Origin of the sequence: Inquilinus sp. Marseille-Q2685 (assembly GCF_916619195.1) — a bacterium.
Classification (GTDB): Bacteria; Pseudomonadota; Alphaproteobacteria; order DSM-16000; family Inquilinaceae; genus Inquilinus.
Map to the genome: position 1 here is coordinate 188,831 of NZ_CAKAKL010000002.1, position 12,800 is coordinate 201,630.

Genomic DNA, 12,800 nt, shown 5'->3' on the forward strand with positions numbered 1-12,800 from the left:
AGGCGCCTTACGGTCGCTTCGGCGGTCCCGACGGCAGTTTGTCGCGCTTCTGCGGCGGTCCGACCGGCGCCTTCACCGGCCGGCGGTCCCGCGCCGGGGGCGGCGCAGGCGGCTTGCGCGGCAGGTCAGGCTGCCGCGGCTGCGACGGGGATCGAGAGCGTCGACCAGACATCGCGCAGCGCCTCGACCAGCCGCGCCATCTGCAGGTCGTCATGCAGCGGCGTCGGGGTGATGCGCAGCCGTTCCGCGCCGCGCGGCACGGTCGGGAAGTTGATCGGCTGGACATAGATCCGGTGCCGGTCCAGCAGCAGGTCGCTGGCCGCCTTGCACAGCCGGGCGTCGCCGACGAAGACCGGCACGATGTGGCTGACCGACGGCATCACTGGCAGGCCGGCGGCGCGCAGCAGGCGCTTCAGCGTCGCTGCCCGCTCCTGGTGCCGCTCGCGTTCGGCATTGCTGGCCTTGAGGTGCCGGATCGCGGCCAGCGCCCCGGCCGCGACCACCGGCGGCAGCGAGGTGGTGAAGATGAAGCCCGGCGCGTGGCTGCGCAGCGCGTCGACCAGCATGGCCGATCCGGCGACATAGCCGCCCATCACGCCGAAGGCCTTGCCCAGCGTGCCCTCGATCACGGTCAGCCGGCGGGTCAGCCCGTCGCGCTCGGCGATGCCGCCGCCGCGCGGGCCGTACATGCCGACGGCATGGACCTCGTCGAGATAGGTCATGGCGCCGTGCTTGTCGGCGACGTCGCAGATCTCGGCGATCGGCGAGATGTCGCCGTCCATCGAATAGACGCTCTCGAACGCCACCAGCTTCGGCTTGGTCGCCGGGTATTCCGACATCAGCCGGTCCAGGTCGGCCGGGTCGTTGTGGCGGAAGATCCGCTTCTCGCAGCCGGAATGGCGGATGCCGGCGATCATCGAGGCGTGGTTCAGCGCGTCGGAGAAGACGACGCAGCCGGGGATCAGCTTCGCCAGAGTCGACAGCGAGGCGTCGTTGGAGACGAAGCCGGAGGTGAAGAGGAGCGCCGCCTCCTTGCCGTGCAGGTCGGCCAGCTCCGCCTCCAGCGCCCGGTGGTAGATGTGGGTGCCGGAGATGTTGCGGGTGCCGCCGGCGCCGGCGCCGCAGCGGTCCAGCGCCTCGTGCATCGCCGCCAGCACCGCCGGGTGCTGGCCCATGCCGAGATAGTCGTTCGAGCACCAGACGGTGACGTCCGGCGCGCCGTCCAGGCCGTGATGGGCGGCGCGCGGGAAGGCACCGGCATGGCGCTCGAGCTCGGCGAAGATCCGGTAGCGGCCTTCGGCCTTCAGGGTCTCGATCGCCGTCCGGAATATGGTCTCGTAGTCCATTCCACCGTCTCGCCGTGCCACGGGCCGGGGCCCGGGCGGAAAGTGTAGCGCATCTGTTGCCGCCGCGTGAAATGGCACCATAGTCGAACCGTGCCAAGAGGTGAGGCCCGCGGCGGCGATCCGCCGCACAAGGCGAAAAAATTTCCGGAAGCCCTGTCGGTATGCGTCTGGCCCATCCGTCCTTCGGGGCATCATCAACGGAGGAGGCCGCTTTGGCCCAGATCACCCAGAAGATCACGCCGTTCCTGTGGTTCCTCGACGGCAAGGCCGAGGAGGCGGCCGAGTTCTATGTCTCGGTCTTCGACAATTCCCGGATCACCTCCGTCCTGCGCAACGGCGACGCCATGTCGGGGCCGAACGGTACGCCGCTGACCGTCGGCTTCCAGCTCGAGGGCCAGGATTTCGCCGCCATCAACGGCGGCGGCGACTTCAAGTTCTCCTGGGCGGTGTCCTTCATGGTGCTGTGCGAAACCCAGGAGGAGGTCGACCGATACTGGGATCGCCTGGTCGAGGGCGGCGGAGAGCACAGCCAGTGCGGTTGGCTGAAGGATCGGTTCGGCCTGTTCTGGCAGATCACGCCCAGGATCCTGCTCGAGCGGACCCACGACCCCGACCCGGTGAAGGCGACCCGGGCGTTCCAGGCGATGCTGCAGATGACCAAGATCGACATCGCCGCCATCGAGCGGGCCTATCGCGGAGAGGCCTGACCGCCGCGACCGGGGCGGACCGCACCCGGCGTCGCCATTCCGCGCCGGAGCAACCCGGCCCCGCCATGCGACGAAGTGTGCCCGGCGGGCTTTGCGCCCGCCGGCTTCGGCGCCATGATCCCCGGGCGTGGGGACGCAGGACAGGTTGGGTTCGATGACGGTGCAGGATGCGGCGGCCCGGGTGGCGATGACCCCGCGCGGCCGGAAGAAGCGCGAGGCGATCCTCGATGCGGGGGTCAAGGTCTTCATGGCCGAGGGCTACGCCGCCAGCATGGACCGGGTGGCGGCGGAGGCCGGCGTCGCCAAGCAGACCCTGTACAGCCATTTCGGCAGCAAGGAGGGCCTGTTCCATGCCCTCTTCGACCGGTACAAGCAGCAGTCGCTGGGCGGGCTGGACCCCGAAGGCGACCTGGCGGCCGAACTCGCCACCTTCGGCGAGCACATGCTGCGCCGGATCTTCGACCCCGAGATCCTCGGCGTGCAGCGGCTGATGATCGCCCAGGCCGCCGCCTTCCCGGACCTGGCGCGGATCGTCTACGCGGCCGGCCCGGGCCGGGTCCGCGCCGGGCTGGTGGAGTTCCTGCGGGGCAAGATCGAGGCCGGGGTGCTGCTTCGCGCCGATCCGGTGATGGTGGCGGACGACCTGATCGCGCTGCTGCAGGGCGGCCGGCGGCAACGCACGCTGTTCGGGGTCGAGCCGGCGCCCGAGCCGGCGGAGCTGCGCGGTATCGCCGAACGGGCCGTTGCGGTGTTTTTGCGCGCCTATACAACACGTTAAGGTCTTGTTTCGGACCCTTGTTTTGCCGCAATTCCCACTTACCTCCGGGATCGAGGGGCACCACCGACGGAGGAAGCAGATGGCGAAGTTCCGCTATTGGGGCGTGTCGGTTCTCCTCAGCCTGGGCCAGGCGGACCTCGCCGTGGCCACGGAAAGGCCGCTCTATGGGGAGGCCCTGGCCGCCTATCTCGGCTCGGCCCGCGCGGCCAATGACGACACCGCCCGGGCCCCGCTCTACCTCTATCGCCCCGACAGCTTCAGCCGGGTCACCTTCATCGGCCATGTCGCGCCGGATGCGGTGCCGTCCTGGCGCGGCGTCGCGATCGACGGCGTCTGGCAGCCGGCCGTGACGGCGGACGACCTAGCCCCGCTGCTGCTGCCCGACACCGGCTGGGCCGCGGCGGACGAGGCGACGCGCGAGGCGATCGCCGTGCGCTGGGTCGAGGAGATCGTGATGGCCGGCGAGGTGCTGAAGAGCGGCGCCGACCTGGTGCCGCCCGCGCCGGAGGGAGCGATCAGCCCCGCCGCCGCCCGCACCCTGCCCGACGGGTCGATCGAGGTCAGCGGCTGGGTGTCGCATCTCAGCGTCGCCGGCGAGGTCGCCGACCCCTTCACCGTCCGGCTGGCGCCGGACGGGACGGTGTTGGCGTAAGGGTTTATGCCTCCACTCCCAGCTCCTGCTTCACCAGCGTGACCCAGTAGGTGGAGCCCAGCGCCAGGATCTCGTCGTTGAAGTCGTAGTGCGGCGTGTGGACGTAGTGGTAGCTGCCGTCCGGATTCACGCCGTTGCCGATCATGATGAAGGCGCCGGGCCTCTTCTCCAGCATGAAGGAGAAGTCCTCCGCCCCGGTGATCAGCGGGATGTGCGTCGCGACCTTGTCCTCGCCGACGATCCGGGCCGCGACGCCGGCGGCGATGTCGGTCTGCTCCGGATGGTTCACCAGTGTCGGATAGCGGCGGTTGTAGTCGACCGCGGCGGTGCAGCCATAGGTCGCCGCCAAGCCTTCGGCGGTCTCGCGCAGCCGGCGCTCGATGGTGTCGCGCACCTGGGGCGAATAGCTGCGCGCCGTGCCGCTCACCACCACCTGGGGCGGGATGATGTTGGGCGACCCGGCCGAGCCGCCGGAGACGTGGCCGACGCTGATCACCGCCGGCTCGACCGACGGGATGTTGCGGCCGACGATGGTCTGCACCGCCAGGATGAAATGCGCCAGCACCACGGTCGGGTCGGTCGCCAGATGCGGGGCGGATCCGCCATGGCCGCCCGTCCCGCCGAAGGTGACGGTCCAGGTGTCGGCCGCCGCCATCATCGGTCCGGGGCGGATGCCGAACTCGCCGACCGCCCGGCCGGGGTTGTTGTGCATGCCGTAGACCGCATCGGCCGGGAACCGGTCGAACAGCCCTTCCTCGACCATCAGCCGGCCGCCGCCTTGGCCTTCCTCGGCCGGCTGGAAGATGAAGTGCACCGTGCCGGCGAAGTCTCGGTTCTCCGACAGGTAGCGGGCGGCGCCCAGCAGCATGGCTGTGTGGCCGTCATGGCCGCAGGCATGCATCTTGCCGGGCACGGTCGAGGCATAGGGCAGGCCGGTCTTCTCCTCGATGAACAGCGCGTCCATGTCGGCGCGCAGCGCCACCGCCCGGTTGCCGGGCCGGGTGCCCTTCAGCGTGCCGACCACCCCGGTCTTGGCGATGCCCTCATGCGTCTCGATCCCCCAGCCGCGCAGCGTCTTCGCCACCAGCGCCGCGGTCCGCACCTCCTCGAATCCGGTCTCCGGATGGGCGTGGATGTCGCGGCGGATGGCGATCAGCTCGTCTTCATAGCCCTTGATCTCGGCCAGGATGTCCTTCGGCTCGGCGGTCACGGTCGTTCCCCTTCGGTTGCGGCTTGTCGGGTACGTAGGACATTTGCAGGTTTTTCATCCTGCGCCCAGAGGGGGCGGGCAGCATTCGCGCGGATCGGTTGCGTTCCGCCGCGCGCCGCGCCAGGATCGCGCCCTTCGTCGGGGAGGCCCCGCTTTAACGGAAAGATGGCCGCGTGATCCTGGATTTCGGCTCGATCAACATGGACCTGGTGATGGCCGTCACGGCGCTGCCGCGGCCGGGCGAGACCGTGCTGTGCGACGGCTACGTCACCAAGCCCGGCGGCAAGGGCTCGAACCAGGCGGTGGCGGCGGCGCGGGCCGGGGCGAAGGTGGCGATGGCCGGCGCGGTCGGCGACGACGGCTTTGGCCAGGTGATGCGCGCGACCCTGGCGAAAGAGGGCATCGACACCGCCCTGCTGGCCACCAGCGACCGGCCGACCGGCGTCGCCTATATCTGCGTCGACGCCAGGGCCGAGAACTTCATCGCCGTCGGCAGCGGCGCCAACCTGGCGGTCCGGGCCGACCAGGTGCCGGACGACCGGCTGACCCCGGACACGCTGCTGGTGCTGCAGATGGAGCTGCCGCCGGAGCAGAACTGGGCACTCCTCAAGCGCGCCCGGGCCCGCGGCTGCCGCGCCATCCTCAACGTCGCCCCGGCCGCTGCGGTGCCGGAGGCGGCGCTGCGCGACCTCGACCTGCTGGTGGTGAACGAGCACGAGGCGCTGGCGATCGCCGGCGGGCCCGGCCTCGCCGCCGCGAATCCCCGCGCCGCGGCGCAGGCGCTCAGCGGCCGGATGAGCCTGACCTGCGTCGTCACCCTCGGCGGCGAAGGCGCGATCGCGGTCGGTCCGGACGCCGGCTTCGCCGTGCCGGCGCTGCCGACCCAGCCGGTCGACACCACCGGCGCCGGCGACACCTTCACCGGCGTGCTGGCGGCGGGGCTCGATGCCGGGCTGCCGCTCGACCAGGCGCTGCGCCGCGCCTCGACCGGCGCCGCCCTGGCCTGCCTCGCTCTCGGCGCGCAGGAGAGCATGCCGACCGCCGCGGCGATCGACGCCGCCCTGCCGCGGCTGGGCCCGACAACCGCGATCCGCTAGCGGCGGGCCTACGTCTCTTCCGGTTCGGTCGTGAACAGCAGCGGGTAGCCCCTGCGGCGGGCGGCCTCGGTGGCGCTCGTCGCCTTGGTCTCGGCCACCTCCTTGGGATAGACGGCGACGACGCAGACGCCGCGGCGATGCGCCGTCATCATCACCCGGTAGGCCTGCTCGTCGCTCATGCGGAACTCGGCCCGCAGCACGGTGACCACGAATTCGCGCGGCGTGTAGTCGTCGTTGACCAGGATCACCTTGTGCAGGCGCGGCCGCTCCGTCTTCGGCTTGACCTCGTTGCGGGGCTTGATCGTCGTGTCACTCATCGGCGGGCCGGTCCTGATGACGGCAGCGGAAGCGTGCGGCCGCAGCTTGTCACGGCCGGCGGTGCCCGTCCACCGCCCCGGGCAGCGGCCCGATGCCGCGCGAATGACCCCTGCGCGGCTGCGCCGGGTTGCCCCGGCGGCGCGGAGGGACCAGTATCGGGGTTTCGCCATCCCAGCCAGCGCAAGACGAGACCGACCGATGCCCGTCATCAATTCGATCGCCGCCCGCAAGGAGGAGATGACCGCCTGGCGGCGCGACCTCCACGCCCATCCCGAGCTCGGCTTCGAGGAGGTGCGGACCTCGGGCATCGTGGCGGAGAAGCTGGCCTCCTGGGGCATCGAGGTGCATCGCGGCCTGGCCAAGACCGGCGTGGTCGGCGTGCTCAAGGGGCGCACCGACAGCGGCCGCACCATCGGCCTGCGCGCCGACATGGACTGCCTGCCGATGGAGGAGCTCAACGACTTCGCCCACAAGTCGACGATGCCCGGCAAGATGCATGCCTGCGGCCATGACGGCCACACCACCATGCTGCTCGGCGCCGCCCAGTACCTGGCGGAGACGCGGAACTTCGACGGCACCGTGCACTTCATCTTCCAGCCGGCCGAGGAGGGCGGCGGCGGCGGCGACGTGATGGTCCGCGAGGGGCTGTTCGACCGCTTCCCCTGCGACGAGGTCTATGGCCTGCACAACTGGCCGCTGCTGCCCGCCGGCATCGTGGGCGTGCGCCCCGGCCCGATGATGGCGGCGGCCGACATGTTCGACATCCGGATCCGCGGCGTCGGCGGCCATGCCGCGATCCCGCAGACCGCGAAGGACCCGGTGGTGATCGCGGCCCAACTGGTCGGTGCGCTGCAGACCCTGGTCAGCCGCAACACCAACCCGATGGATTCGGCGGTGCTGTCGATCACCCAGATCCACACCGGCACCACCCACAACGTGATCCCGGACGAGGCCTATCTGAACGGCACGGTGCGGACCTTCCGGCCGGAGGTGCAGGAGATGATCGTCGCCGGCATCCGGCGGATCGCCGACGGCATCGCCGCCGCCTTCGGCGTGTCGATCGACGTCGACTACCAGTACGGCTACCCGGCGACGGTGAACCATGCCGGCCAGGCCGAGACCGCGGCGCAGGTGGCGGAGAAGGTGGTCGGCGAGGGCAATGTCCAGCGTGACGTCGAGCCGTCGCTGGGCGGCGAGGACTTCGCCTATCTGCTGAACGCCCGGCCAGGGGCCTATCTGTTCCTCGGCCAGGCCCGCGCGGCGGGGGACACGATGGTCCACAATCCGCATTACGACTTCAACGACGAGGTCCTGCCGATCGGCGCCTCGCTGCTCGCGACCCTGGTCGAGACCCAGCTGAAGGCGGGGTGAGCGAGTCGGGTTCGCGACCGCGAACCCGATCTACGTCGTCTTCACCGCACCTGATCCGCCGGCACGGTGACGCCCTGCGTGGCCCAGGCTGCGGCGGCGCCGCGGTGGAAGGGCAGGGCGCGGTTGGTCAGCGGGTCGAGCGCCGGCGAGAGCTCGAGGCCGGCGGCCTCGGCCAGCGGCGCCGCCTGGCCGACCGCGATCTCGGTGGCGCGGCGGGCGACCTCCTCGGGCAGGGCGTCGCTCGCGACCAGCCAAGTCCACATGCCGGCGCTGGGCGGCAATGGCTGCGGCGGCAGGGCGGCCGGGGCCGGGGCTGCGGCGGCCGGGTCGGTCGCGGCGGGATCGGCCGGAGGAACGGCGGGCGCAGGCGGCAGCGGCACTGCGGCGGCGGCCACGCCGGGGATGGCGGCGGCGACCTTGGCGATCTCGGCCACGGTCAGGCCAAAGGTGACGGCAGGCTGTTCCGGCGGCAGGGCGAAGGGCTCGAGGCCGGTGACCGCGACGGCGTCGATCTTGGCGTCGGCGAACTGCTTCGCGACCTCTGTCAGCGGCAGGCGCCGCAGCGTCGCCTTGACGTCCAGCGCCTTCAGCATCGGCTCGGTCAGCGCGTCATCGGTGGCCAGCGCCACCCGCTTGCCGGCAAGGCCGGAGGCGCTGGTGATGCCGCTGCCCACCGGCACCACGAAGCGCAGCACCGCGGCGGGCGCCACCGGCGCCAGGGCGCGCAGATGCTCGAACTTCAGCCCCGGCGCCATCGGGCTGGTGCCGGCCCAGGCCGCAGCGGCGACGTCGAGCGAGACGAGGCCGATCGCCACCCGGCCGCTCTGCAGCAGCGCGCTGTTCGGGAGGGGCCCGGCGGTGATCGCCTCCGACACCGGCTGGCCGGCCTCCGTCTTCAGCCGCTCGACGAAGGCGTTGCCCCAGCGGCCGAGCGGGGAGTTGACCGGGGCGGTGGCGACGATGATCTCGCGCGGCGGCACCGCTTGGGGAGCGCTGTCCTGTGCCCAGGCGCCGGGAGCGGCAAGGCCGAGGAGGAGGGCGACGGCCAGGCCGGTGAGGAGAGAGGCGCGCGAGGAAGGCATCATCGATCCGGAAGTGTGGAGCACCGGCCAGAGGCTAGCGATCCGCCGCGCTTTCCGCCAGAAGCCAGCTCCGGAACGCCGCGATGCGGGACTCGTTGCCGGGTGCGCTGCGCCAGCGGATCACCTGGCGGCGGCTGCGCAGCTCCAGCTCCGGGCCGAAGGGGCGGACCAGCCGTCCCTCGGCCAGCGCCGTCTGGATCAGCTGCTCGCGGCCGAGCGCCACCCCGACGCCGCCCAGCGCCGCCGCCAGCACCAGGGTGAAGTGGCTCAGGCGGATGCCGCTGCGGCGCGGCTGGTCCGCCACGCCCAGCCGCTCCAGCCATGCCTCCCAGCTCAGCGCCGAACGCGGCGACGGCGCCTCGTCGCATTCCTCGTGCAGCAGGGTCACCCGGGCCAGGTCGGCCGGGCTGCGCAACAGTGGCAGCAGCGTCGGGCTGCAGACCGGGTAGATCCGCTCCTCGAACAGCACCGCCTCGCCGTCCGGCTGCAGCGGCCGCTCCGCCTCCCGGCTCAGCACGGCCAGGTCCAGCTCGTCCTCCTCCAGGTCCGGGTTGCGCATCGCCATCGACAGCCGCACCTCGATCTCGGGATGCGCGGCGGCGAAGCGGCCCAGGCGCGGCACCAGCCAGCCGGTGGCGAAGGCGCCGCCGGCCCCGACCCGCAGCACGCCGCCGCGGCCGCAGCGCTTGGTGTAGGCCACGGCGGCGCTCAGCCGCTCCAGCGCCGCCCGCACCTCCGGCGCCAGCTGCGCCCCGGCCTCGGTCAGGGCGATGCCGGGGTTCAGCCGCTTGAACAGCCGCACGCACATGTCGGATTCCAGCGAGCGGATCTGGTGGCTGACCGCGCTCTGGGTCACCGCCAGCTCGGCCGCCGCCTTGGTGAAGCTGAGATGCCGGGCCACGCTGTCGAAGGTGCGCAGCGCCGCCAGCGGCAGGTGGGGGCTCGCGTCAGCCATTAGTTCCGTTCATGCCGAAACGAGAAAGCATCATTCGCCGTGGCCTATGTGGCTGCATAGGATCAGGTCCATCGGGATCACGATGATTCTGTCTCATGGATCGGCGATCCCGGCAAGCCTCGGAGCACGGCCATGACCTTCGCCCTGACCCGGAATTCCCGCCGCCCCTTCCGCCGCGGCCTGCTGCGCCGGCTGCTGGCATGGCGCCCGGCGGCGCGCTCGGTCGAGACGCTGCCGGACTCGCTGCGCCGCGATGTCGGCTTGGCGGAAAAGGGCTTGGCCGGCCGCCGCTGACGGGTTCGCGTCCCGTTCCGATTGGATTTCCGCCCGCCGGTCCCCATCATTATCCGTGATGGACACGAACCGATGACGGGCCCTGACGAAAAACTGCCGGCCGGCCAGAACCGGTCGGAGGTGGACGCTTTCCTGCGCCGGGCGGCGGCGACGCCGGCGCCGCGCCGGGACGGGCGGCGCGGCCGTCTGATCTTCGCGCTCGACGCGACGCAGAGCCGCGAGGACACCTGGGACCGCGCCTGCCGCCTGCAGGGCGAGATGTTCACCGAGACGGCGGCGCTGGGCGGTCTCGACCTGCAGCTGGTCTTCTATCGCGGCTTCGGCGAATGCAAGGCCACCGCCTGGGTCTCCGACGGCGTCGAGCTGGCGCGGCTGATGAGCAAGGTGCGCTGCCGCGCCGGCGAGACCCAGATCGGCCGGGTGCTGAGCCATGCCGAGGCGGAGGCCGGGCGCGGCAAGGTCGACGCCCTGGTCTTCGTCGGCGACGCCTTCGAGGAATCGCTCGACCGGGTCTGCGCCCAGGCCGGCCGGCTGGCCCTGCGCGGCGTGCCCGTGTTCCTGTTCCACGAAGGCCCCGACCCGCTCGCCGCCCGCGCCTTCCGCGAGATCGCGCGCCTGACCCGCGGCGCCTACTGCCCGTTCGATGCCTCGAGCCCGGGCCAGCTGCGCGACCTGCTGGCAGCCGTCGCGGTCTATGCCGCCGGCGGCCGCCCGGCGCTGGAAGATCTCGGCCGCCGCCGCGGCGCCGCGGTCATGGCGCTGATCGGGCGGATGGGAGGTTAGGCGACCACCGTGCTGCAGCTTCTCATCCTGGTCCTGGCGCTCGGCATCGGGGTGCCGCTGCTCGCCCGCTGGTTCGCGAACACCGAGCCGAAGCGAGTGCTGCGCGGCGCGCGCTGGGGCGGCATCCTGCTCCTGGCCGGCCTCGGGCTGTTCCTGCTGCTGACCGGCCGGCTGTCCGGCCTCCTCGCCGTGATCGGCGCGATCCTCTTGTGGCTGCAGCGCCTGTCGCCGCTCCTGATCCAGGGGCTGCCCTGGTTCCTGCGCTGGCGCCGCGCCCGGCAGACCGCGGCCGGCCCGACGCCCGGCGGCGCCTCGCGGCTGAAGACGCGCAGCCTCGACATGCAGCTCGACCACGCCAGCGGTGCCATGGACGGCTATGTTCTGCGCCCGGGCCCGATGGAGGGCCGCAGCCTGGCCTCGCTGCCGCTGACGGCGCTGCTGCGCCTTCTGGCCGAATGCCGCGCCGACGACCCCGATTCGGCCCGGGTGCTGGAGACCTATCTCGACCGCCGCTTCGGTCCGGACTGGGCAAAGCAGGACGGCGCCGGCCCGCGTGCGGCGGAGATGTCGGAGGCCGAGGCCTGCGCCCTGCTCGGCCTCGCCGCCGGCGCCTCGCCCGCGGCGGTGAAGGCGGCGCATCGGCGGATGATGAAGCGGCACCATCCGGACCGCGGCGGCTCGGCCGACATGGCGGCCAGGCTCAACGCGGCCCGCGATCGGCTGCTGGGGACCTGAAGCCTACTCCCCCGGCGCGACCCGGGGAGAGCCTTCCGGTGGCGGCACCGGGGCGACGGCGTGGCCGGAGACCTCGGCCCCGGCATCGGGGGCGAGGCGCAGGAACATCAGCACCGAGGACAGCGACAGCAGTCCGACCACGGCGAAGGCCCAGGAGAAGTCGGCGGCCTGAAGTTCGGCGCCGCTGCGCAGCAGCAGCGCCAGGTTCAGCAGCACCGCCCCGGTGGCGACGCCCAGGCTGGCCGACAGCTGCTGCGCCGTGCTCGAGAAGCTGGACGCGCGGCTCATCTTCTGCGGCGGGATGTCGGCGAAGGCCAGGGTGTTCAGGCTGGTGAACTGCAGCGACCGGAAATAGCCGCCGGCCAGCAGCAGCATCAGGATCAGCAGGTGCGGCGTGTCGGCCCGGAACAGGGCATAGCTCATCAGGAAGACCGAGCTGATCGCCGCGTTCCACACCAGCACCGGGCGGAAGCCGAACCGCCGGATGATGTGCGACGCCGTCATCTTCATGCACAGCGCGCCGGCGGCGCTGACGAAGGTCAGCAGGCCGGATTCGAACGGGGTCATGCCGAAGCCGAGCTGCAGCATCAGCGGCAGCAGGAACGGGATGGCGCCGATGCCGATGCGGAAGACGGTGCCGCCGACCAGCGAGATGCGGAAGGTGCGGACATGCAGCAGCTTCAGGTCGATGATCGGCGCCGGCACCCGGTGGGCGTGGCGGACATAGAGCCAGATCAGCGCGGCGCCGAAGACGAGTAGGCCGAAGGTCACGGGCAGCGGCACGATCGCCCGACCGAGCGTCTCGAAGCCGAACACCAGGCAGGCCAACGCCGTACCGGTCATCAACAGGCCCCAGCCGTCCAGCGGCGGCTTCTCCTCCTCCCGCACGTCGTCGATGAACAAGGTGACCAGGATCACGCCGATGATCCCGATCGGCACGTTGATGAAGAAGATCAGCCGCCAGGAGCTGTAGGTGGCGATGAAGCCGCCCAGCGGCGGGCCCAGCACCGGGCCCAGCAGGGCCGGTGTGGTGAAATAGGCCATCGCCCGCACCAGCTCCGATTTCGACACGCTGCGCAGCAGCACCAGCCGGCCGACCGGCACCATCATCGCCCCGCCGATGCCCTGGATCACCCGCGCGCCGACCAGCTCGGCGGTCGAGTTCGACAGGCCGCACAGCACCGAGCCGACGGTGAACACGACGATCGCTGCCCGGAACACGGTCTTGGCGCCGAACCGGTCGGCGATCCAGCCGCTGGCCGGGATGAAGACGGCGAGGCTGAGCAGGTAGGAGGTGATGGCGAGGCTGAGGTGCAGCGGGTCGGTGCCGAAGGAATGGGCGATGTTCGGCAGCGCCGTGGCGATCACCGTGGAATCGAGATTCTCCATGAACAGCGCGCAGGCGATGATCAGCGGGATCAGCACCTGGCGCGGAAGGCGGGTCGTCATGTCTCAAGGCCGCGCGTCGGCGC

Annotated in this window: 14 protein-coding genes; 8 read left to right on the top strand and 6 right to left on the bottom strand. The window is 71.6% G+C overall.

The genetic code is table 11. The features are described from left to right. Positions 1-125: 125 nt before the first annotated feature. A complete protein-coding gene (gene hemA / locus LG391_RS09825) occupies positions 126-1,346 on the bottom strand; it encodes a 5-aminolevulinate synthase (RefSeq protein ID WP_225767834.1) in 1,221 nt (406 codons plus the stop codon). Positions 1,347-1,558: 212 nt separating this feature from the next. Between hemA and LG391_RS09830 the strand changes: the two genes are divergently transcribed. From LG391_RS09830 to LG391_RS09840, 3 genes are all read left to right on the top strand, one after another. Beyond that, positions 1,559-2,053 (top strand): VOC family protein, encoded by a 495-nt coding sequence (locus LG391_RS09830; RefSeq protein ID WP_225767835.1) that lies wholly within the window; start codon positions 1,559-1,561, stop codon positions 2,051-2,053. A 154-nt stretch (positions 2,054-2,207) separates the two neighbouring features. Beyond that, positions 2,208-2,831 carry a TetR/AcrR family transcriptional regulator gene (locus tag LG391_RS09835; protein ID WP_225767836.1) on the top strand — a complete coding sequence of 208 codons (624 nt, stop codon included), beginning with the start codon at positions 2,208-2,210 and terminating at the stop codon, positions 2,829-2,831. Between the two features lie 79 nt (positions 2,832-2,910). Then, positions 2,911-3,483: a hypothetical protein gene (locus tag LG391_RS09840; RefSeq protein WP_225767837.1), complete on the top strand. Its 573-nt coding sequence runs from the start codon at positions 2,911-2,913 to the stop codon at positions 3,481-3,483. 4 nt (positions 3,484-3,487) lie between these two features. On the opposite strand, the gene LG391_RS09845 is transcribed toward LG391_RS09840, so the two are convergent. After that, entirely contained in the window at positions 3,488-4,693 is a 1,206-nt protein-coding gene (locus tag LG391_RS09845) for a M20 aminoacylase family protein (protein WP_225767838.1), read from the bottom strand. 173 nt (positions 4,694-4,866) lie between these two features. Here LG391_RS09845 and LG391_RS09850 point away from each other — a divergent pair, with 173 nt between their 5' ends. Next, a complete protein-coding gene (locus LG391_RS09850; protein WP_225767839.1) occupies positions 4,867-5,790 on the top strand; it encodes a ribokinase in 924 nt (307 codons plus the stop codon). Between the two features lie 8 nt (positions 5,791-5,798). Here the strand turns inward: LG391_RS09850 and clpS are convergent, their stop codons facing one another. Continuing rightward, complete coding sequence (gene clpS / locus LG391_RS09855) at positions 5,799-6,107, bottom strand: ATP-dependent Clp protease adapter ClpS (RefSeq protein WP_225767840.1); 309 nt, start codon at positions 6,105-6,107, stop codon at positions 5,799-5,801. 199 nt (positions 6,108-6,306) lie between these two features. On the opposite strand from clpS, the gene LG391_RS09860 reads away from it, so the two are divergent. Then, a complete protein-coding gene (locus LG391_RS09860; protein WP_225767841.1) occupies positions 6,307-7,479 on the top strand; it encodes a M20 aminoacylase family protein in 1,173 nt (390 codons plus the stop codon). A 41-nt stretch (positions 7,480-7,520) separates the two neighbouring features. Here the strand turns inward: LG391_RS09860 and LG391_RS09865 are convergent, their stop codons facing one another. Beyond that, entirely contained in the window at positions 7,521-8,561 is a 1,041-nt protein-coding gene (locus LG391_RS09865) for a TAXI family TRAP transporter solute-binding subunit (RefSeq protein ID WP_225767842.1), read from the bottom strand. Between the two features lie 34 nt (positions 8,562-8,595). Continuing rightward, positions 8,596-9,516 (bottom strand): LysR substrate-binding domain-containing protein, encoded by a 921-nt coding sequence (locus LG391_RS09870; protein ID WP_225767843.1) that lies wholly within the window; start codon positions 9,514-9,516, stop codon positions 8,596-8,598. Between the two features lie 132 nt (positions 9,517-9,648). Between LG391_RS09870 and LG391_RS09875 the strand changes: the two genes are divergently transcribed. The 3 genes from LG391_RS09875 (at position 9,649) to LG391_RS09885 (ending at position 11,328) form a co-directional block, all read left to right on the top strand. Then, positions 9,649-9,810: a hypothetical protein gene (locus LG391_RS09875; RefSeq protein WP_225767844.1), complete on the top strand. Its 162-nt coding sequence runs from the start codon at positions 9,649-9,651 to the stop codon at positions 9,808-9,810. 72 nt (positions 9,811-9,882) lie between these two features. After that, the gene (locus LG391_RS09880; protein ID WP_225767845.1) at positions 9,883-10,593 is read left to right on the top strand and encodes a VWA domain-containing protein; all 711 of its coding nucleotides are present in this window, start codon (positions 9,883-9,885) and stop codon (positions 10,591-10,593) included. A gap of 9 nt (positions 10,594-10,602) precedes the next feature. Next, complete coding sequence (locus LG391_RS09885) at positions 10,603-11,328, top strand: hypothetical protein (protein ID WP_225767846.1); 726 nt, start codon at positions 10,603-10,605, stop codon at positions 11,326-11,328. Positions 11,329-11,331: 3 nt separating this feature from the next. Here LG391_RS09885 and LG391_RS09890 read toward each other — a convergent pair whose 3' ends face one another. Further along, positions 11,332-12,777 (bottom strand): DHA2 family efflux MFS transporter permease subunit, encoded by a 1,446-nt coding sequence (locus LG391_RS09890; protein ID WP_225767847.1) that lies wholly within the window; start codon positions 12,775-12,777, stop codon positions 11,332-11,334. Positions 12,778-12,800 lie beyond the last annotated feature (23 nt).

Excerpts from the sequence above, each read along its gene's own strand:
- hemA (WP_225767834.1), bottom strand. The coding sequence starts at position 1,346 with ATGGACTACGAGACCATATTCCGGACGGCGATCGAGACCCTGAAGGCC.
- LG391_RS09880 (WP_225767845.1), top strand. The coding sequence starts at position 9,883 with ATGACGGGCCCTGACGAAAAACTGCCGGCCGGCCAGAACCGGTCGGAG.
- LG391_RS09840 (WP_225767837.1), top strand. The coding sequence starts at position 2,911 with ATGGCGAAGTTCCGCTATTGGGGCGTGTCGGTTCTCCTCAGCCTGGGC.
- LG391_RS09870 (WP_225767843.1), bottom strand. The coding sequence starts at position 9,516 with ATGGCTGACGCGAGCCCCCACCTGCCGCTGGCGGCGCTGCGCACCTTC.
- LG391_RS09865 (WP_225767842.1), bottom strand. The coding sequence starts at position 8,561 with ATGCCTTCCTCGCGCGCCTCTCTCCTCACCGGCCTGGCCGTCGCCCTC.
- LG391_RS09875 (WP_225767844.1), top strand. The coding sequence starts at position 9,649 with ATGACCTTCGCCCTGACCCGGAATTCCCGCCGCCCCTTCCGCCGCGGC.
- LG391_RS09835 (WP_225767836.1), top strand. The coding sequence starts at position 2,208 with ATGACGGTGCAGGATGCGGCGGCCCGGGTGGCGATGACCCCGCGCGGC.
- LG391_RS09890 (WP_225767847.1), bottom strand. The coding sequence starts at position 12,777 with ATGACGACCCGCCTTCCGCGCCAGGTGCTGATCCCGCTGATCATCGCC.
- LG391_RS09860 (WP_225767841.1), top strand. The coding sequence starts at position 6,307 with ATGCCCGTCATCAATTCGATCGCCGCCCGCAAGGAGGAGATGACCGCC.
- clpS (WP_225767840.1), bottom strand. The coding sequence starts at position 6,107 with ATGAGTGACACGACGATCAAGCCCCGCAACGAGGTCAAGCCGAAGACG.